We start from the raw sequence: 20,183 nt of genomic DNA, 5'->3' as shown, positions 1-20,183 counted from the left end.
GCTGATTACAACCAGATGGAAAATAAGCGTCCACACTACAGGAGTAAGCGGACCTATAGGTGCCCTGATATTGCTGTTAGGTCCAATCGGTGCCGCATTCGGTATTTTATATCCAATCGTAATCTGGTCAAGGGTCACATTAGAAAAGCATACGCTGGCCCAGGCAATATGCGGGGCGGTTCAGGGATTTTTCCTTACAGTCCTTGAGATGTATCTGTATATGTATCTTTTCAGCATGCCGATAGAGGGCCTTGTAAGCCTTGAAATGTCAATACTTTATATTCTTGCAATCATTGCAGCACCAGTCCTTTTGGGAGTGCTCAGCTATACGCATGTTGCGGAGAAAAAAATAGTCTTTTATCTCCTGGAGCTTGTGATGTTATGGATATTTTTGATAAATACGCCGCTTGAAGTGACCGCAATATATGTCATAATTTCAATAGCATGCATTATGGTCAGCTACTTTGCAGGAGAAGAATTTGTCTGGTTCAGGGTTTTGAACTCTTCATAACTTTTTGATTCTATAATATCTAAAAAGAACTTTCTTTTTACGGGACCCAGATTTTCCAGATAGTCATCATAATATTGAGTTGTTTTAATTGAATCGTAGTCCTTTTTAATTAGTGAGTAAAGTTTTTCTTTATATTTTTCTTCAATGCCCATTAAAGCATATCGAGGACCATTGATTTTAAAGGCAAGCAGGTCGAACTTATACATATCATACCAATCATTTTTTATGAAAATGTCCATTAATATTTGGCCGGCCTCCACGGTGTCGAGAAACTTGCTGTCTATGGCCTCGGTGATTGAGCCCTCATGCTTTCTTCTCACATACAGATGCCTTTTGATGATAGATATTCTTTTTGAACTCAGGAATGTGTAAAAGAAGAACGGCATGTCCTCAAAGTATATGCCTTCCGGAAATTTCGCATCGATTTTTGATATGAATTCACGCCTGAATATCTTCTGGCATGCGCTTACGGAAATGTCAAATAGGAAATCCCTGCATTCATGTGGATTGAAAACCCTATCTTCAAAGTCCTTTGAGAAATTGTTCAGATTGAACCAGTCGTTTTGAGAGTATTCACCGTCATCATACTTTATTATCTGAAAGATGGATATGTCCGTATCATTTTTCACGGCATTGTTGTAGGCTATTTCAAATGCATCGCACTTGAACCAGTCGTCGCTGTCCAAAAACATGACATATTCTCCTTTGGCAATTTCAAGGCCCTGGTTTCTGGCGTTTCCCGGACCGTGATTTTCCTGGTTAATGAGGATAATCCTTTCATCCGAGTACCCGTTGACAATGTTTGGGGTACAGTCTGTTGATCCGTCATTTATAATTATCAGTTCAAAATCCGTGAGGCTCTGGGCCAAAACTGAATCTATGGCCTTTTTGATATATTTCTCGCCATTGAAAACCGGCAATATTATTGAGATTTTTGTCATATGATTCTTCTTTCAGGTTTATTTGTTAAATTTAAGTTTATCTGCAATCCTTATGGCCTTGCGTGACTGGAATTCAGAGACCTTGTTGTTGAGATATCTGTTTTCCTTTTTCAGGCTGTGATTTTCTTGAACAAGCCTGTTGTATAATCTGCTCAGGTGACCCATCTCATCACTAACATTTATGGGATCGTTTTCAATCAGAATCTTGTTTCTGGTGTCTAAAAATCTTGTCCTGTTATGATTTGTGAAAAATTCGAATTTGTCAGAAATTCTAATGGAATTCGGAGATTTCTCACAATTGATTTCCCATTTCTTGACCGGACTGTCAAGAATGTGTTGATATGGAATTTCAAAGTGGAATGTTGTTGAATCCACATAATTTAAAGGATAAAAGACCTTTTCAAACGTCATTATGTTTTCAATGTATACATTATCAATCCTGTTTTTGGATTTTCCCTTTAAAGTGAACTTGCTTCCGTCAAATGAGATGTCTGAAATATTCGCACAGTTGCCGTTTTTTTGCCTGACATCTATGAATAAATAGGAATGCATTCCCGCATTCAGGTCAACGAAACACCCGTCAAATTCAAACGATTGCCTGTGTCTGTTTTTTAGAGTTGCTGTTTTTTCAAAGTCGCCAAATTCATATCTGACTTCCACCTGCAGATGGTTCTTATCTTCAATTAGACAAAGCGGAATGATAATACAGGCATTATCTGAATAAATGATGTCAAGAGGATATTCGTTTTTAGAATCAATCATAGCAGCACTCATCTTAAAGGTATCCTCATTTGACAGATAATTGAGATTCGCCTCCATATCCAACAGGAGATTTTCATCATCAAAGTGCGCATCGGCCAAATCACAAAGCAGTTCCTCTTCTTTCATTGCTTTTTTGAAATCAAAATAGCCCTTATATTCATCATCAATAAATTCTGGAATTACAGGGTCTTCATAAAGGTCGTTTTCCAATGGAGCGAACTTTAAAAAGTTATCGTAATCGCGATTCTTTATCATCTTGAATACAACTTTCTTATATGAGTTCAGCCTTTCAATCAGCTCGTCAGGTATGACGTCCACAAGTTTGCAGACTTCATCGAAAAGATCCCTGTGCAAGTTTTCAGGAAACTTGTCAAATCTCTTCAGGAAAAACTTAAGGTCATGATTCATCCATTTGATATACTGTCCGTCTCTCAAGTTTCCGGATACATCATACTTGTCCATCAATCCGTTGACATGTTCCAATATGTACAGCCTGTCGCGGAAGTTCCGGATGTTTTTGTCCTGCTGTGTTACTGAAGTGTTGTCGCTTCTCAACCTCCAGTAATAGCAGACTTCAGGAGTTATGGAAATTGATTCGGCTAAAAAATATGCTTCAAATGAGAATGGAATGTCCTGATATGAAATCTTCATTTTTGGAAATTCTATATTGTTTTCTGTCAGGAAGTCCTTTCTATACAGCTTGTTCCATGTTACCGTATCCCACAAAAGGGACGGCATTTCTCTTAATGTTATGGAATCTATCACTTCAGCAATATCATTAAAGCTATTTTTGAATAGATTGTCCTGCCAGACATTATACAATGCAAATCTCAGGGCGTTTCCCACTGCAATGTCGCTAGTGTTTTTTAAGGCAAGGCCGTATAGCGTTTCATATGCATTGGAAGGCAAGTAATCATCCGAATCAAAAAAGTGAATATATTCTCCCTTTGCCAGGTTCAGACCGAAGTTTCTGGCAATTCCCTGACCTTCGTTTTCCTTGTGATATACATGAAAGTTGTCATAATCAAGCGCATACCTTTCAGTGATGTATCTGGACTCGTCCGTTGAGCCGTCATCAACAATGATAACTTCAATATCATCAATCATTGACTGAGCTAAAAGGGATTCCAACGCTTCTGTGATGTAATCCTCAACGTTATATACCGGAACAATAACTGAAATTTTTGGCCTTGACATGCTTAACACCAATAAAACTGATTCAATTAGAATTTTATAAATAATGATATATAAAAGCAATTATTTTAAAAAAAAGAATAATAGTACTCAATTAGAATGTTTGAGTACCGCTTGTTGGACTTAAATATACAGTTTTTGAATCCAATAATTGTGAATTACTATCATATACTTTTACTTCCGCCTTATCAGGATAGTAATGATATGCGTCGGCACTTGATACCTGGATGTAACCGTCTGAGTGAACGGTGACGGGAACCATATTACCGTTGTTCAGGGTTGATCCGTCTCTGCTGTACCAAATCTGAACGATAACGCTTTGGCCTGCGTATTGTTTTCCGACATAAATGGAAGCGTATGTCTTGTCAGATTCTGCGCTGCCTGTCGAGAAACTTCCGCTCAATATTTTCAATCCGTTGACTGAAGATTGCGGAGTGGCGGTTGCCGGAGCTGATTGTGTCTGTTGGGTTGTCAGATTCACGGCATCACTTGAAGCTTTTGAGTGGTCGCTTCCGAATCCCTGAAGGTAAATGAAAGCCCCTGCCAACACAATAGCAACAATAACTAAAGCTATGATAATAATTTTGGTTGTATTATCAGATTTTTCTTTTTCCATAGAATTAATGAGAGTTCCGTGGTCCATTGTTTTATTATTTAATGGTGTACCGCATTTTTTGCAGAATTTAGCGCCCTCATTATTCTCGCTGTTACAATTAGGACATATCATATAAATTTACACCCTTGGAACAATTGTTCGTTGGTAATACTTTGTTAACAATATTAAATAAAGTTATTCATATGAACGTAAAAAAACAAAAAAAGAGTTAGATATTTGTAGAATATCTAGTCGTAAAATTTTCCGAGGAATTCCTTCATCCTTTGATTGTCTGATGAAAAGACCTCATCAGGTGAGCCTTCCTCTACAATAAATCCGTCGTCCATGAATATTATTGTATCTGCAACGTTACGGGCAAAGGCCATTTCGTGAGTGACGATTACCATTGTCATATTCTCGGCTGCAAGCTCTTTAATGACAGTCAAAATTTCTCCTGTCAGTTCAGGATCAAGCGCTGAGGTTGGTTCATCAAAAAACAGGATATCCGGATTCATTGCCAAAGCCCTTGCAATTGAAACCCTTTGCTGCTGACCTCCGGACAGTTCGCAAGGGTAAGCGTCTTCCTTGTCTTCAAGACCCATCTTCTTTAAAAGTTCACGGGCGTGGCTGAACACTTCATCCTTTTTTCTTTTTTGAACTCTTATAGGGGCATTGGTAATGTTTTTCATCACTGAGTGATGCGGGAACAGATTGAAATTCTGGAAAACCAAACCGAATGTTCCCTCAAAATCAATTACACCGCTGTCTTCCTCTTCCAGGCCTGTTATGCATCGAAGCAATGTGGATTTACCTGATCCGGACGGACCTATAATGGCCAGAACTTCACCTCTATCAACATTAAGAGAAATATCCTTCAAGACCACATTATCGCCGAAGCTTTTTTTAAGATTTTTAATTTCAAGCAAACTCATCAATATTCCTCCTATTCGTAATAATCAAGTCTGTTTTCTAAATGTTCCATCACAAATGCAACGATTACGTTGAATAAATAATAGAATAAACCGGCAACCAGCAATGCCGCAATGGATGCATCTGCAGCGGCAATCTGTTTGGCCACTGTAAACATCTCAGGAATTGCAATAACAAATGAAAGAGAAGTATCCTTTACAAGTGTAATTACTTCATTAGTTACAGACGGAAGAATTACCTTAAATACTTGAGGCATTATTATTATGAAAAAAGTTTCAAGTCTGCTGTATCCCAATACCTGTGCAGCTTCATATTGTCCGCTGTTGATAGATTCGATTCCTCCTCTATAAATTTCAGCAAAATAAGCCGCATAATTGATGGTAAATGCAATGATAACAGAAATAAACCTATAATCTGCAGAAAGACTAATGCCAAATACATAGTAAGGTGCAAAGAACACCACAATCAGCTGCAGCATTAACGGTGTCCCTCTCATGATTGAGATATAAAGTTTCATTAGCCACCTAAGCGGTGCGAACTTACTCATCCTTCCCCCAGCAACAGCTAGTCCAAGGGGAAGAGAGAATAAGAGAGTAAGTAAAAATATCTCAATAGAGGTAACCATACCGCTGAGTAATTGTTCAATTACTGTACTCAATATCATATGATAATTCTCCCTTCTCTAAACTAATCTAACTTGGTAAAATTAGGGCATCTTGTGAGATACCGTATTTTTCTGCAATTTGAGCTACAGTACCGTCTTTAAACATTTCGTCTAAAGTTGCTTGTACTTGGTCTTTTAAAGCGTCATTTCCTTTTTTGAATCCGATACCGTATTTTTCAGTAGTTATGTAGTCATCCAATATTTTGAAGTCATCGGAGTTGTTTTTGTTTTTGATGTCGTATTCAGCAACACCGATATCCATAGCTACTGCGTCACATGCGCCGGATTCTAAGTCCATAAATGCAGTGTTATAGTCAGCCACTTCAGTTAAGGTTGCAAAAGTATCAGCGATAGTTTTGTTGTCACCTTGAAGAGCAGCTAAAGCAGATGAATCTTTTTGTGTTTCAACTGTTTTGTTTTCTAAATCTGCTAAGGAATTGATTCCTGAGTCTGCTTTAACAACAATGATTTGTTTGTTGTCAAAGTATGCGTTGGACCAGGTGTAGTCGTTTTCCCTACCGTCGATTGTGAATCCGTTCCAGATACAGTCAATGGATCCTGAATCCAATTCTGCATCTTTTGCATCCCAGTCGATAGGTTGTGCTTTAAAGGTCCAGTTGTTTCTTTCACAAACTTCTTTTGCCAAGTCTAAATCGAAACCAGTATAGCTTCCATTGTCGTCCTTATATCCGTATGGAGGGAATTCAGCATCGAATCCTACAACTAATGTTTCATTATCATTTGCAGTTTGATTTGAGTCTCCCCCACCTAAAAAGTCAAAAAAACCTGCGCTTGCAGTTCCTAGCATCACTAAGGATACTATAACTAAAGCTAAAATTATTCCTATCTTTTTATTCATAAAAAACACCAAATAGTTATAACTATATTTTTTGTAGATAAAATCTACTGTAGTATAATATATTTTTCAATATATTTATGTATTTATATTCAAAAATTGAACCAAAAAAAGATGATGTTATTTTTATCAGAAATTTTTTCATGATGAATTGGCGGATTATCTCTTCTTCGATAATCTATTCCTTTTTATTCAATTCATTGAGCATAATAAGGTGGCGTTCCAGATTGTCGGCATGCTGCCTTTTTAGAACATGCAGCACAACGCCTGTAAAAAAGATTATGGCCGCTACAATTACAACAGTTGAAATCACAATCAATGAAGGTATTTTCAAAACGTATCCTGTGCGCAAAAAGTTTGAAAGTATAGGGAAGAAGTATATCCCCGCAATTATAAGAAGAACCAGCGCAATGGATGTGAAAAAGAGCAGTGGTCTTTCATCACGGATAAGGGCAATGATCATCATGATGACCTTATAGCCGTCTTTGTATGTGTTAAGCTTTGATTCGCTTCCTTCAATACGGTCACGATAATCAACTGGTATCTCCTTAATTTTAAAGTTGTTTATAAGGGCAAAAACTGTCATTTCAGTTTCTATTTCAAACTCCCTTGATGAAATAGGAAATGACTTTACAAAGTCATAACTGAAAGCCCTCATTCCGGTCATGATGTCGTTCAGGTTGCTTTTAAAAAACAGGTTTATGAATCTGCATACCATTCTGTTTCCGGTATTGTGGAACCGTCGGTTGTTCTCCTCAAAATATGTGGATGAAAGCCTGTCTCCAATGACCATGTCCGCTTTTCCATCCAAAACAAGCTTTTCAAATTCAGCTGCCGCCTCGGCCGGATATGTATCGTCTGCGTCAACAAGAATATAGCAGTCTGCATCAATTTCTCGAAACATTGACCTGACCACATTGCCCTTTCCCTGCTGATATTCATATCTGACGACGGCACCGGCGTTTCTGGCTATCTCATCGCTTCTGTCTGTTGAATTATTGTCGTATACATATATATCAGCATGAGGCATTATGCGCCTGAAATCGCTGACCACTTTTTCAATTGTTGCGGATTCATTGTAACATGGAATTAGAACGGCAGTTTTCATCAAATCACATTAACATCCTATTTGATATAATTCAAATCCTTGATTTTTAATTTTCTTGTCATATATGTTTCTTCCGTCAAAGATAATCCTCTGATTCATTCTTTCGGACAGTTCCTTGAAGTCAGGATATCTGAATTCCTTCCATTCGGTAATGAGAATCAGTGCATCACAGCCATCTATTGCATCATACCTGTTGTCCATAAATTCGATTGAATCAAGACATTCATCATCAATTGCCCTTTTGAATTCCTCAGTTGCCTGTGAATCGTAGGTCTTGATTTTGGCACCCCTCTTAATAAGCTCGGATATGACGACAAGTGAAGTCGCTTCACGCACATCATCGGTTCCGGGCTTGAAAGCAAGGCCCCATACGCCAAATGTCATGCCTGTGAGATCCTCGCCGAATCTGTCTGTGATTTTCTTGACCAGTACAAGCTTCTGCCTTTTGTTAACTATTTCGACATGGGCCAGTATTTCAGGTTCATATCCGTGGGACTGGGATGTGTTGATTAATGCCTGCACATCCTTTGGAAAACAGCTTCCTCCGTATCCGCATCCCGCATAGATGAAGTCATAACCGATTCTTCTGTCCGAACCGATACCCAATCTGACCTTCTGGACGTCGGCACCTGTAACCTCACAGATGTTTGCAATCTCATTCATGAATGAGATTTTGGTTGCAAGCATCGCATTTGCAACGTATTTTGTCATTTCGGATGATTTGACATCCATCAGGATGAACCTGTCATGGTTGAGTACAAAAGATGAGTATAAATCCTTGAGTGTTTCGAAGACCTCTTCGGTTTCGGCGCCGATAACGACACGGTCCGGATGCATGCAGTCTTCAATTGCACGGCCTTCCTTTAAAAATTCCGGATTTGAAGCAATTTCAATTTTCACGTTGGATTTGTTTTCATCCAATATTTCTTCAATGTGCCTTTTGACCTTGAAGCCTGTTCCGATCGGCACTGTGGATTTGATGACTACCAATGAGTCATGGGTAATGTTGTTTGCAATGTCTGTTGCAGCAGAGAATATATAGTCAAGATTTGCGCTGCCGTCCTCTGACATAGGTGTTCCAACAGCAATGAAAACTATGTCCGTATTGTCAAGTGCTTCCTTGATTTGGGTTGTAAATATCAGGTCCCCTTTCTCTTGGGAATTTATGACGATTGTACCAAGGTGCGGTTCAAAAATAGGCAATATTCCATTTTTAAGGTTTTCAATCTTTTGCTCATCTATATCAACGCAATAAACTTTATTTCCCATTTTTGAAAAACATGCTCCGGTTACAAGACCGACATAACCTGTTCCAATAACTGTAATATTCATAATAATTCACCAATAAGATTTAATTCATACCATCATTCATTTCCAGGTTGGTAACTGATTTTGACTGATGTAAAAACATTGTTCCATTGAAAGTGGAATGAACTGTGTAGTTTCCGTTTTCCATTCCCTCCAACAGTATTCTGACGGTACCTGTTTCGTCAGTGGTTCCGTTGTAGTAGCTTGCCCATCCTGAATCATCTAATATCTTGACGTTAATCACCTCTCCAGGGTAGACATTACGGAACTCATCCTTTAAGACCAGTGTCAGGTAATCACCGTTCATTAGGGTGGAGTTGCTTGTCACGTCAATCTTGGTGTTGTGTGAATTTGCCTGAACGAATATGAACGCTCCAATCGCCAGCACTATGACTACTGCGACCGCTATTTTAATCTTTCCTGAATCCATCGATACACTCCTTTTAACTATTTGTTAGGCACCAGCAGAACATCAATTTCGGAAGTCTTTAGAACCTTTTCGGCCACGCTTCCGATAATGAATCTGTGAAGTCCGCTTTTTCCTGAAGCTGATATGACAATCAGATCTGCCTTTTCCTTTTCGGCAATGTCAATAATTGTTTCTGCCGGAAAGCCTACAACAACCATTCCCCTGACATTGACGCTGTCATCGAATTGCCCTATCATATGCTTAACGTTTTCTTCAGCTTCCTCGTACAATCCCTTGTTAACTTTCTTAACGTTGGATCTTGATTGGAATGCTGATGAGGTCAATTTGCCCGCAACTGATAAAACTATTATTTCACCACCGTCTGCAAGCAATTTGGTTGCCCTTTCGGCCTCTTCTTCTGCATATCCTGATCCGTCGGTTGGAAGTAAAATCTTTTTGTACATCTTTTGTCTCCGTATTCTAATTTTCTAATTCGTCTACTAGCTTTTGCGCATTTTCCCAATCTGTATGGTCATCAATTTCAGTCCATTTCAGTCCATTTGTCATTACATAGTCAATTGTCCTGATTCTGCTTAAGTCCTTATAGGCAAAATCATAGTAATTTTGAGGGTTCTCGTCAATCAGTTGTGAGAGTATTTCATTGAAATCTGAAATGTCGTCACTTATGACTTTGGAAACTCCTATAAATTCACCGCTTGATGAATCAATGTCAAGTTGTTTTCCAATTGAGGCAATCTGACCTGTTGAAATGGATTTGTCCTCATTGGACTGTTCATTTTCTATTATAATCTTAAATGATTCTTCATTCAATTTTTTGTAATTATCGATAATCATTCCTGTGTGCCTGCATCCCGCAATCCTTTTTATTATTTCAGGGTCAACAACATTGTCTCCGTTGACCAATACAAAGTCTTCGGGATTTTCTTCAATCATTTGTGATGCTATATAAGTCGAAACGGATGTGTTGGTCACCTCATACTTCTCGTTTGTGAGAGTCTTTATTTCAACACCGTATCTTTCAGCCAGAACGGGGCATAAATCTGTTACCTTATCCCTGTTATAGCCTACAACTACAATGAATTTGGATATGTCCGCTTCAATGCAGTTTCTAATCATTCTTTCAAGCAATGTCATTTCATTAATTTCAAGCAGGGCCTTTGGAATTTCTTTGGTCAGGGGCATCAGTCTTGTTCCCATTCCTGCAGCCAATATAACACCGATCATCATTTACACCTATTCAATATTCTCCCATAAATCTCTAAAGGCAATCTTCGGAAGCGTATGGTTTACTATTACATCATAAACGAAATTCACTATCACGCTGTCTATATTGTGGTTATCGCATATGTCCTTGATTGCCATAATCGAATTCTTTCCTTCAAAAACGACGCCACTTGCCTTTTCATCGACAATCAGTCTCTGGCCGTAGAGCATTCCCAGGGTATGGTTTCTGCTTTCAAAGGATGTTGAAGTCAAAACAAGATCTCCAAATCCGCAGTATTCACCTGCAGTTGACGCATCACCGCCGACGCTTTCAATGATTTTTATGGTATCGTTGAACCCTTTGGTCAGCACGCTGTACCTTGCATTTTCATTCACGTTCATCCCTTCGCATATTCCGTTAGCTATTGCATTGATGTTTTTTATAATTCCGCAAATCTCAAGGCCTGCAACGTCATCAATGATTTTCACCTTGAACTGTTTGGTGGACAGGACATCCTTCACGATTTGCGCATTGCTTTTGTTTTTGGATGCTATGTTTGAGACTGTCGGAAGGTTCAATACTATTTCTGAAGCGAAGTTAGGGCCTGAAAGCGCAACATAACCGTCGTCAAAGTACTCCTCGACAATCTTTCCCATGGTCTTGAGGGAAGGATATTCTATTCCCTTTGCTGTTGTAACCAGAATTGTGTCGGGAGCGATGATTGCCTTCAAGTCCTTCAGTGTTTGCCTGAAAGCTGATGAGGGAAGGGAGAGGAATATCACTTTGCATTCTTTCATGTCCATCATGTCAGCTGTTGCGACAATATTGTCAAGCAATCTGGTATTCGGATAGTATTCTGAGTTGAATCCTGTGGAGTTAATAGTATCCGCAAGATTCTTTCTTCTTAAAAGCAAATAAACCTCATCAACATTTTGAGCTATTGTTTGAGCCAGTGCGGTTCCAAAGCTTCCGGCTCCAATAACGCCTACCTTCATAATTTTCACCAAAGTATTCTAATATTATTATATATGAAATTTACCATTATTAATATTATTGAAAACGGCATGTCAAGGCAATATTCTGCCTAATATTTTGCCGATTATGCTCTCCTTCTCGCCTTTCATCACACGGTCGAATATCCTTTCGCTTGAATTTTCGCATTCGAACGGAACAAACTCGTCTCTGAATCTCTTTCTTAAATCCTTTGTTTCGCTTTCAGTCTTATCTATGTTGAGGATGGCATCCTCCAGCTCTTTTGATGTGTATAATATCGGTCCTGGAGATAGCTCCTCTATGTCGAAATATATTCCCCTGAGCTTGTCCCTGTACTCCTCCATGTCATATGTATACAGAAATATCGGCCTGTCAAGGATTGAATAGTCAAACATCACTGAGGAATAGTCTGTAATCAGTATGTCTGAAACCAGATACATCTCCTCTATTGAATCGTAATCGGTAAGGTCATATATGAAGTCATCCTTAGGCGGCTGCTTCCAGCCTTCGGCTGAAAGATGGTGCAGCCTCAATACAAGGACATATTCATCCGAAAGCGCCTTTTTGAATGAGTCCAAGTCAAGCTTCAGCTCAAACTTGTCCCTCAGACGCCATGTAGGGGCATAAAGAATAACCTTCTTGTCTTCTGGAAGTCCCATCTTTTCCTTTAGTTTTTTGATGTCTTCAGGGTTGTTTTTTGTGTACAGCACATCAGTTCTCGGATATCCGAATTTCAGAAATTCCTTTTTGAACTTGAAGCAGCTTTTGGTAAGGTTTGAAACGAAATCGCTTTGAACTGTGAGATAATCCCATCGGCTGCACTTTTTGATGAAGTCATCCTCGGATTTCTTTGTTGGAAAATCCGCCGTAACGTCAAGGCCCAGAGTCTTGAGAGGTGTTCCGTGCATTGTCTGTATTTCAACCTGACCCGGCCTTTTGATGTAGTGATCATAGAAATTGACATTGTTTACAAAGTACTTTGATGTTGCCAGGTAATAGAAGTATTTAAGGGAAAACCTTCTAACCCGAATGCCGTTTCCGTTGATTGGAGTATGCTCGTCGGTAAGTGACCATATGCACTGCCAGTCGGGATGATTGCTGTCTATATATTCATAGAGATATCTGGGATTGCAGCTGTACTTGTCGCCCCACATAGATTCGAATACAATCCTCTTTTTTATGATAGGAAGCTTCATGAATGCTTTATATGATATCTTTGAGTGCTTGAGCCTTTTTCCCGGAGTGTTTTCATATATCGCCCATTTCTTGAAGACCTGGACCTGGAACCTGCCGAACTGCTCGGAGCTTACACGGTAGTCATAGAACCTTTGGGAATAGATTTCCTCAAAGTCATCGAGAAGATGCAGTGAAGTGTAGAGCGTTTCCTCATCAAATTCATATTTCACATACAGGTCGTGGACGCCTTCATTGAGGTCTCCTGTGATGGCCTTACGTGACAAATCCATCCTGAATTTGATGTTGTCGCCATCGAATTTACCTTCGGATATGAGATAATAACTTTGATTGATGTTGTTTTTAAAGTAAAGCGATGCTGAATTTGGTTTTCCCAAGTCTTTTGACGGATAAAGCTTAGCGATGAATTCGAAAACTGAGCCTTTCCTTTTGATTTCGCAAATCTCTGTAGTGTTTTCATATTTTGCAACGTTGATATAATAGTCTTTGGTTGCATCAAGGATGCACTGGCCTTCAGGTGAATGGAATGACAGTGCCTCTTTTGATTTGTACAATACTGGCTCATCAGCAGAGTTGATGATTTTTCCGTTGAGACTCTTCAGCTTTGAGATGTCCATCTTATAGCATTCACCCTTTTCATCATAATCGAATGGGATTTTGACCTCTCCGTTTATGGAATCGGCCTCATAATATACAAAAAGATCATCACTGCCGTTTTGTGAGCTGATGCAAATGTCACTTTCCTCAATGCTTATGTCATCATATCTGTTTTCAACAGGCAGAACTTCGATGATTATTTCATTTTTTGGAGTGTACTTGAAGCGGAAATAGGAATCATTGTAGATATTTGCCTGCATTTCAGTCTTTTGACGTATATCAAAGCGTGCGGAACCTGCAAAGAAATTATAGTTGATGTCCTCCTGTGTAAATGACACCATTATCCTGTTTTCACCTTCAAAGTCTGGGCTTTTTGAAATCTCAGAATAAGGAATTATCACCTTGTATCCTGATGCGTTATATGAAAACCTTCTTCCGAAACGTATGTCATATGATGTCAGATCTCCTGTCTCGACATCCTCATGTTTTAATGGGATTCTCTTTCTGCTTTTGCTGTTTACAAGATAAAATGAATACAACCTGTCTGAGAAATTCCTGATGTCAAGGCCCGGAATCACGCAAAATCCTCTAACTTCAATGCGGTCATCACAGAAATCAGCGCTCTGGATATACTTGAAGTTGTTTGACTCCCTTACGAACTGGTCGATATAGAAAGGTGACCTTTTAAAGAGCTTTTCATCGGCGTCGAACATCACATGGGAATTCTTCTTATACACCTTTGTCACCTTCAGCTTCTCATGCTGGAAGTTGAGAAGGTCAACCAGACTTTTAAAGTCATCCTTCATGAGATATTCATATTTTAGCTTGTCGAATTCATTGAGGTATTCGAAGTCATCAGGATTGATGCTTTCGCTGATGTAATCCTGCATTCCCTTCATCAGCTCGCGGGAATCCTTTTCATTCACGCTTCTCAGCTTGTTGACGAATATCAGAAGGTCATTTTTAAGCCATTTCATGTTCTTCACGTGATGAAGCTTTGCATCATTTACGTTCTCGTCATAAAACCTGTCCACTTGCCTCATTACAAAAAGCCTGTCTGCAAGGTTTTTTGTCTCTGAAGTGGTTTGTGTGATTGATTTGGAGATTCCTTCTCTGATTCTCCAGAGATAGCAGTTTTCATGGACAAGCGAAACGTTGTTTGCAAGAAAATGCATAGGCATTGTAACCGGAATGTCCTCATAGAGTATCCCTTCGGGGAAAGTGAAGCCGTGCTCGTCCCAGAAGCTGCGCCTGATTAGCTTGTTCCAGGCGGTGGTGTCATAGAAAAGTTCAGGAGATTGTGTTATGTGAGTCACGTCCTTTGTTCCATTGAATGCAACCTGGTGGATGTTTGACATGAGCGCCCCTTCGGATTTGAAGCGCCATACGTTTCCTATGGTCATGTCGCTGTCGTTTTTTACTGCCGCCGTATACATCCATTCGTAAGCGTTTGGCGGAACAATGTCATCTGAGTCAAGAAAAATGATGTAGTCTCCAACGGCAAATTTGCATCCGTAGTTTCTTGCATGTCCCAATCCCTGGTTTTCCTCATGGACATACTCGACGTTTTCATAATCCTCGGCGTATCTTTTAGCTATTTCCGGGCTGCTGTCTGTTGACCCGTCATCGACTAAAATGATTTGGAGATTCCTTTCATAGCCGTCAGACAGCTCCATATCGTTTATTGTCTGGGCCAGTACAGAATCTATACATTCCTCCAGAAATTCGTGAACGTTATAAACCGGAATGATTACGCTTACTCTTGTCTTCATTTATATGCTCCTAAACATGACTAATATAATAAGACTATGTTTATTTTAATATAAAAATTTTATTTAATTTTGATAAAAAAAGCAATTTTTATTTTAATCAATTGAAAAAAAGAATAATTCTAGTCAAATCTGAAAACTTCAACTTTTGCACTGTTTTGGGTGATTTTCAAAACCTTTTCGGCAATGTCAGTTGAGTCAACAACAATCAGGTCAAATGAACTGTAAATGTCCTTCAATATATTCTCCCCTAATTTTGTGTTATTTACATTGTTTTTGTGAAGCCATAAAATGCTGTCAACACCTGATTTTGCAAATGTCAGTGCCACGTTTGCATCAAGCCCATAAAAATCAAGCACAAAACAAAAATCAACCATTCCATACTGCTTTTTAAATGATCTTTTGAAAAGACAGTTCAGTGGACGGGGAAATTCAACCTTTCCGTTTTCATGGAGATACCTGTTGTAGTCCATCTTTTCCTTGACTGTAGGTATCAGGTCTGACCTGAACGGCAGGAACTCAACACCATCCGGGAATCTGTCCACTATCCTTTTGTAGTTTTCCTTGATATTGACATCCCCTGGTTTGAATGTTATAAAGAAGTTATTTCTTTTCCTGTCTGCATTTTCAAGAAGGCCAATCAACTGGTCGGTAACGTCTCCATCCTGCAGGTCTCCTGCATAGATGAGAATGTTGGGATTATCATTGCTTACTTCACACTGCTTTGAGACATTTTCACCCCTAAAAACCAGCCTGCATATGTTTTTAGCAGCATCCGGATTGTCATATGTGCAGAACTTTTGAATGAACTTGCTGTCATCATAGTCCTTAGGCGAATTAAGCTCCCTTATGAGTCCATCGACATCCTGGACTTTCGGAAACGGCAAATCCTCAAGAGGAAAGTACACTCCCCTGTATGAAAGGTAATCGGCCTCATCATAATTGAAGATGACAATTTTTCTGGAAGTGTTTGCAAAATCGAAAAATACGCTTGAATAATCCGTTATCAGAACATCTCCCATATTTACGATTTCATATATCTCATAGCCTTTAGGAAATGGCATTATATGGGTGAACTTTGAAAAATCAATCTGGGATTCGTTATATGCATGCAGCTTGACATAGAGCATCTGATTATCATTAAGCTTCATGTCAATATCTGAAAGGTATGTTTCAACGTCATCTCTTTGCTTTTTGTCATCCCTGTTTGAGAGAATTCCCCTGAAAGTCGGCATGTAGATGAATATCTCCTTATCCTCAAGGCCCAGAGCTTTTTTCAATTCAATTGAGTGGGTCTTATCAAAGAATATTGAATTTCTCGGATATCCTTCAAGAAGAATCTTTCCTGGATAGATTTTTTCAATCATGAAGGCTTTCATCATCTTCTCGCACATGTAGTCGTTTGGATAAAGCAGATAATCGGCTGAAAGCATTGAGTGCTGGATATATCCTATAACCGGAATTTCCGATACGTTGTCGCGGCCCATGTTCTTCAGTGGGGTTCCGTGCCAGGTATTCACAAATACCTGTTCCGGCCTTTTGACGTATTTGCGCTGGATTCCGGAATCCGTGAATATATACTTTGCCTTTTCAAGGGCGACGGCTGCATCCTTCGGGGAAGTCATGACCCGGTCGATTTTAAGATTGTAGTTTCTTTTAAACTCAAGAACCTTCGCCAGTACCTTTTCGGTTGCATACACATATATCCTGTAATCGCCGTAGTCTCCGGTTGAAAGCTCCTCAACAAGTCTGAAGATGTTTCCTGTAAAGTCACGGCCGTTTCTGGATTCGAAATATACCAATCTCTCATCAATCGGTGCGTTATAATATGCATCATAGATTGATGTGTTGTCACGGCAATCCTTTAGATTTCGAATTTTTTGTCTGAAACTCATAGCAACCACAGGTATTATACTTACAATAATATATTTCGGATTGGTGCTTATTAATTTTTATAAAAAATTCTAAAAAAAAGAGTATGACAGAAATGTCATGAAATTATAATAATGCTTCAATTGCCTTTTTGACGTCAGCCAAGTCTTCAGTCGGTTCGAAGCGCTGAACAACATTGCCCTGGCGGTCAACCAGGAACTTTGTGAAGTTCCACTTGATGTCGTTATTGTCCTTGTAGTTTCTGTCGACAGCCTTCAGGACAAGCTTCAATTTTGTTGCGCCTTTTCCTGTTATCTCACGGAAAGGCTGCTCCTTTTTAAGATATTCATATAAAGGGTCTGCGTTTTCGCCATTGACATCGATTTTGTCAAAAATTGTGTATGGAACTAACCATTTTGTGCGGCAGACGTTGGTAATCTCTTCTGTGGTTCCTGGAGCCTGTGAGCCGAACTGGTTGCACGGGAAATCAAGGATTTCAAAACCCCTTTCATTAAACTGCGCATAGATTTCATTCAGTTCTGTGTACTGCGGTGTGAATCCGCATTTTGTTGCTGAGTTTACAATTAACAAAACCTTGTCCCTGTATTGGCCTAGACTGACCATGTTTCCATCGCCGTCCTTCACTTCAAAATCATAAATTGACATGATTATGCCTCCTAATCTGTTAAAGTTACTATAAGATTATGAGTATAAAAATGTTTTTAATTATATCAAAAAATGTACAAACTTATTTACAACATCCAATAAATCTAAACATATGACACGTCAAGAAAAAATCGTCAGGACAAGCATTATCGGAATTATCGTAAACATCATACTTGTTGTATTCAAGGCGACAATCGGAATACTGGTAAATTCCATTGCAATCACCTTGGATGCAGTAAACAACCTTACAGACGCATTGTCCTCAATAATCACAATCATAGGAACAAAGCTTGCCGGAAAGGCGCCGGACAAGGATCATCCTTACGGATACGGAAGAATCGAATATTTCTCATCAGTGATAATTGCCGCAATAGTTTTATGGGCGGGAATCACCGCGCTTATGGAATCATGGCCAAAGATATTCAATCCCGATGTGACCTCATACACCACCGTTTCACTCATAATCGTTGCTGTGGCGGTAGTTGTCAAGTTCGTTCTGGGAAAATACGTGAAAAATGTGGGTGAAGAAATCAATTCACAGGCCCTTGTTGCATCCGGAAGCGACGCATTCTTTGATGCAATACTTTCCCTTTCAACACTGGTTGCCGCTATCATTTCAATATTCTGGCACATATCACTTGAGGGAATATTGGGGGTAATCATTTCAATAGTAATCATAAAGGCGAGTATCGACATGCTCAGGGAAACCGTCGACAGCATGATCGGCGCAAGGGTCGATTCGGATTTGTCCAGAAAGATTAAGCAATCAATCTGTGAGCTTCCGGGAGTCTACGGAGCATATGACCTGACACTTCACAACTACGGACCTGAAAGCATGCAGGGTTCCGTTCACGTCGAGGTGGATGACACTTTAACTGCACTTGAAATCCACAATTTAACAAGAATGATAGCTCAAAAGATCTATTCGGAGTTTTCAATCATCCTGACCGTTGGAATATATGCAAGAAACGACAAATACGCAGAAATCAGGGATGAGCTTGAAAGGATTGCATCCGAATATGAAGAGGTTCTTGAGATTCACGGTTTTATCGTATTTGAAGAGCAGAACCTCATTACCTTTGATGTGATCGTCGACTTTGATGCCGACAGGGAAAAGGTTAAAGAGGAGATTTCATCCAAAATAAAGGCGAAATATCCGGACTTCAACTATATAATAATTGATGACTTTGATGTCAGTGATTAAATACTAAAAGGAACATATTATTAATCAGGTGAAAATGATGGAAATTAAAAATATTATTTTAATTGCTATTGTCATTTTAGTCGCTGCAGTTGTTGGAATCTTTGTTTTCAGCGGTCAGAACAGCGATTACAAAAACGTAACAGACACTCTGACTAACATAACAAACAACACTACAAAGGTTGTAAACGACACAGTCAATACAATCAACAACACAACCCAAAACAAAAACAACACCTATAAGGTATACAATCCTCAAACCGACTCATACGTAACCGTTATCGGCGAGAAATTCGATGAGGAAGTAAACAGATGGTATACTTATGACAGCGATGGCGTAAGATATTATAACACAAGAATTAAATGATTTTAATTCTTGGCTTTTTTTCTTTTTTTTATAAAAATACTGCACTTATCAGATTGTCCCTGCAGGCGGTTTCATCCCTTAGGGATTCTATGTGGTGTATTATGTTCAGCTTCAAGTCTTCCAGTTTTATTCTTGTTTCAAGGTCGTTGAAATCGACATCAAAATGGATTAGATATTTCAAATCCATTTCGTAGTCATATATGGCCCAGTCAGGGCCGTTGATGTCTAGAAGCTGGACTGACCAGCGAGACATTATTGAGTTGATGGCATCTGAGAGACTTTCAACGTCAAAATCCGGATTGATGGTTATTTCCTTCATTGATACAGGCTCTCAGGTTCCACTTCACTGACGACATTGCTCATCTCGGCAATGTTGTGTTCGTTTAAGATGCCGAAGCTTACTATTTCTTCCTTTCTCAAAGACATTATCTGGCTTTCAAGCGAGTCGTCAGGCGGCAATATCAGAAATGTGATCCATTCGTCGTCCTCTGATATGTATCTGCATGGCTCAAAAATCTGGAACTTGAAAATGAAGGTTAGCTTTAACTCGGCGATGTCTTCAACAGGCTCTCTTGATGAGTGTTTGGCAAATTCCTTTTCCATCTCTAGAAACTTATCTTTATAGTTCATGATTTAATATAATTTGATTATTCCACAAATACTTTTTCATTAAAAATCTCAAAATAAAATAGATTTTGCCTAACGATTAAATTTATTTCAATTGAAAATAAGAAAATCAGAATTCCGATTCAAGATCCCTTACTTTTTTCTCATCGGCGTTTTCAATGTCACCTAAAATCAGCCATATTGCCTTTATGAAACCTTCGTCGGTCAGTTTGCTTGAGTTTTCAAACTTGAGCTGCTCGTAGGTCGGACGCTCTGTGGTCTGGCTTAAAAAGAGCTCCTTTATTTCGCTTCTAACGTCCCAGTCAAGAAAGCCTTCAAGCATATTCTTGATATGTATTGAAAATGTATTGCCTATTGTTTTTGCCATCTCGACATATTCCTCATCCATGCCGTC

Annotated in this window: 20 protein-coding genes and 1 pseudogene; 3 read left to right on the top strand and 18 right to left on the bottom strand. The window is 39.1% G+C overall.

Annotated features, from left to right (window positions below):
• Positions 1 to 511 (top strand): annotated as a pseudogene (locus tag ACJMLZ_RS03210) (hypothetical protein); the annotation flags it as partial.
• On the opposite strand, the gene ACJMLZ_RS03205 reads toward ACJMLZ_RS03210, so the two are convergent.
• The 15 genes from ACJMLZ_RS03205 to ACJMLZ_RS03135 all read right to left on the bottom strand — a co-directional run bounded on the left by ACJMLZ_RS03205 (position 460) and on the right by ACJMLZ_RS03135 (position 17,594).
• Positions 460 to 1,452: a glycosyltransferase family 2 protein gene (locus ACJMLZ_RS03205; RefSeq protein WP_405303928.1), complete on the bottom strand. Its 993-nt coding sequence runs from the start codon at positions 1,450 to 1,452 to the stop codon at positions 460 to 462. The pseudogene ACJMLZ_RS03210 and the gene ACJMLZ_RS03205 sit on opposite strands and share 52 nt — an antisense overlap.
• Positions 1,453 to 1,470: 18 nt before the next feature.
• Positions 1,471 to 3,411: a glycosyltransferase gene (locus ACJMLZ_RS03200; RefSeq protein ID WP_405303927.1), complete on the bottom strand. Its 1,941-nt coding sequence runs from the start codon at positions 3,409 to 3,411 to the stop codon at positions 1,471 to 1,473.
• Between the two features lie 91 nt (positions 3,412 to 3,502).
• Positions 3,503 to 4,135: a zinc ribbon domain-containing protein gene (locus ACJMLZ_RS03195; protein WP_405303926.1), complete on the bottom strand. Its 633-nt coding sequence runs from the start codon at positions 4,133 to 4,135 to the stop codon at positions 3,503 to 3,505.
• Between the two features lie 116 nt (positions 4,136 to 4,251).
• Positions 4,252 to 4,935, bottom strand: a complete 684-nt coding sequence (locus ACJMLZ_RS03190; protein WP_405303925.1) for an amino acid ABC transporter ATP-binding protein — start codon at positions 4,933 to 4,935, stop codon at positions 4,252 to 4,254.
• Between the two features lie 11 nt (positions 4,936 to 4,946).
• Positions 4,947 to 5,597: an amino acid ABC transporter permease gene (locus tag ACJMLZ_RS03185; protein ID WP_405303924.1), complete on the bottom strand. Its 651-nt coding sequence runs from the start codon at positions 5,595 to 5,597 to the stop codon at positions 4,947 to 4,949.
• A gap of 28 nt (positions 5,598 to 5,625) precedes the next feature.
• On the bottom strand, positions 5,626 to 6,456 hold the full coding sequence (locus tag ACJMLZ_RS03180; protein WP_405303923.1) for an amino acid ABC transporter substrate-binding protein: 831 nt from the start codon (positions 6,454 to 6,456) through the stop codon (positions 5,626 to 5,628).
• A gap of 175 nt (positions 6,457 to 6,631) precedes the next feature.
• Positions 6,632 to 7,561, bottom strand: a complete 930-nt coding sequence (locus ACJMLZ_RS03175; protein WP_405303922.1) for a glycosyltransferase family 2 protein — start codon at positions 7,559 to 7,561, stop codon at positions 6,632 to 6,634.
• Between the two features lie 9 nt (positions 7,562 to 7,570).
• Positions 7,571 to 8,893 carry a UDP-glucose dehydrogenase family protein gene (locus tag ACJMLZ_RS03170; protein WP_405303921.1) on the bottom strand — a complete coding sequence of 441 codons (1,323 nt, stop codon included), beginning with the start codon at positions 8,891 to 8,893 and terminating at the stop codon, positions 7,571 to 7,573.
• A 19-nt stretch (positions 8,894 to 8,912) separates the two neighbouring features.
• Complete coding sequence (locus ACJMLZ_RS03165) at positions 8,913 to 9,299, bottom strand: hypothetical protein (protein WP_405303920.1); 387 nt, start codon at positions 9,297 to 9,299, stop codon at positions 8,913 to 8,915.
• Between the two features lie 17 nt (positions 9,300 to 9,316).
• A complete protein-coding gene (locus tag ACJMLZ_RS03160; RefSeq protein WP_405303919.1) occupies positions 9,317 to 9,742 on the bottom strand; it encodes a universal stress protein in 426 nt (141 codons plus the stop codon).
• 16 nt (positions 9,743 to 9,758) lie between these two features.
• Positions 9,759 to 10,526, bottom strand: coding sequence for a sugar phosphate nucleotidyltransferase (locus tag ACJMLZ_RS03155; protein ID WP_405303918.1), 768 nt, complete (start codon positions 10,524 to 10,526; stop codon positions 9,759 to 9,761).
• Positions 10,527 to 10,532: 6 nt separating this feature from the next.
• Positions 10,533 to 11,498, bottom strand: coding sequence for an NAD(P)H-dependent glycerol-3-phosphate dehydrogenase (locus ACJMLZ_RS03150; protein ID WP_405303917.1), 966 nt, complete (start codon positions 11,496 to 11,498; stop codon positions 10,533 to 10,535).
• A gap of 72 nt (positions 11,499 to 11,570) precedes the next feature.
• Positions 11,571 to 15,059, bottom strand: coding sequence for a CDP-glycerol glycerophosphotransferase family protein (locus ACJMLZ_RS03145; RefSeq protein ID WP_405303916.1), 3,489 nt, complete (start codon positions 15,057 to 15,059; stop codon positions 11,571 to 11,573).
• 119 nt (positions 15,060 to 15,178) lie between these two features.
• A complete protein-coding gene (locus ACJMLZ_RS03140) occupies positions 15,179 to 16,951 on the bottom strand; it encodes a CDP-glycerol glycerophosphotransferase family protein (protein ID WP_405303915.1) in 1,773 nt (590 codons plus the stop codon).
• Between the two features lie 103 nt (positions 16,952 to 17,054).
• Entirely contained in the window at positions 17,055 to 17,594 is a 540-nt protein-coding gene (locus ACJMLZ_RS03135) for a glutathione peroxidase (RefSeq protein WP_405303914.1), read from the bottom strand.
• A 112-nt stretch (positions 17,595 to 17,706) separates the two neighbouring features.
• Here ACJMLZ_RS03135 and ACJMLZ_RS03130 point away from each other — a divergent pair, with 112 nt between their 5' ends.
• Together ACJMLZ_RS03130 and ACJMLZ_RS03125 are read left to right on the top strand one after the other, a co-directional pair.
• Positions 17,707 to 18,798 carry a cation diffusion facilitator family transporter gene (locus ACJMLZ_RS03130; protein WP_405303913.1) on the top strand — a complete coding sequence of 364 codons (1,092 nt, stop codon included), beginning with the start codon at positions 17,707 to 17,709 and terminating at the stop codon, positions 18,796 to 18,798.
• A 37-nt stretch (positions 18,799 to 18,835) separates the two neighbouring features.
• Entirely contained in the window at positions 18,836 to 19,162 is a 327-nt protein-coding gene (locus tag ACJMLZ_RS03125) for a hypothetical protein (RefSeq protein WP_405303912.1), read from the top strand.
• A 28-nt stretch (positions 19,163 to 19,190) separates the two neighbouring features.
• Here ACJMLZ_RS03125 and ACJMLZ_RS03120 read toward each other — a convergent pair whose 3' ends face one another.
• The 3 genes from ACJMLZ_RS03120 to ACJMLZ_RS03110 all read right to left on the bottom strand — a co-directional run.
• Entirely contained in the window at positions 19,191 to 19,481 is a 291-nt protein-coding gene (locus tag ACJMLZ_RS03120; protein ID WP_405303911.1) for a hypothetical protein, read from the bottom strand.
• A complete protein-coding gene (locus ACJMLZ_RS03115; RefSeq protein WP_405303910.1) occupies positions 19,478 to 19,792 on the bottom strand; it encodes a hypothetical protein in 315 nt (104 codons plus the stop codon). Before ACJMLZ_RS03115 ends, ACJMLZ_RS03120 begins: the two co-directional genes overlap by 4 nt.
• Before the next feature lie 106 nt (positions 19,793 to 19,898).
• The coding region (locus ACJMLZ_RS03110) for a hypothetical protein (RefSeq protein WP_405303909.1) at positions 19,899 to 20,183 on the bottom strand (285 nt) is incomplete at its 5' end.

This window comes from Methanobrevibacter sp. (genome assembly GCF_045126245.1).
GTDB lineage: Archaea > Methanobacteriota > Methanobacteria > Methanobacteriales > Methanobacteriaceae > Methanocatella.
The sequence above is the reverse complement of the archived record's forward strand: the minus strand, read 5'-3'. Positions and strand labels throughout refer to the sequence as shown.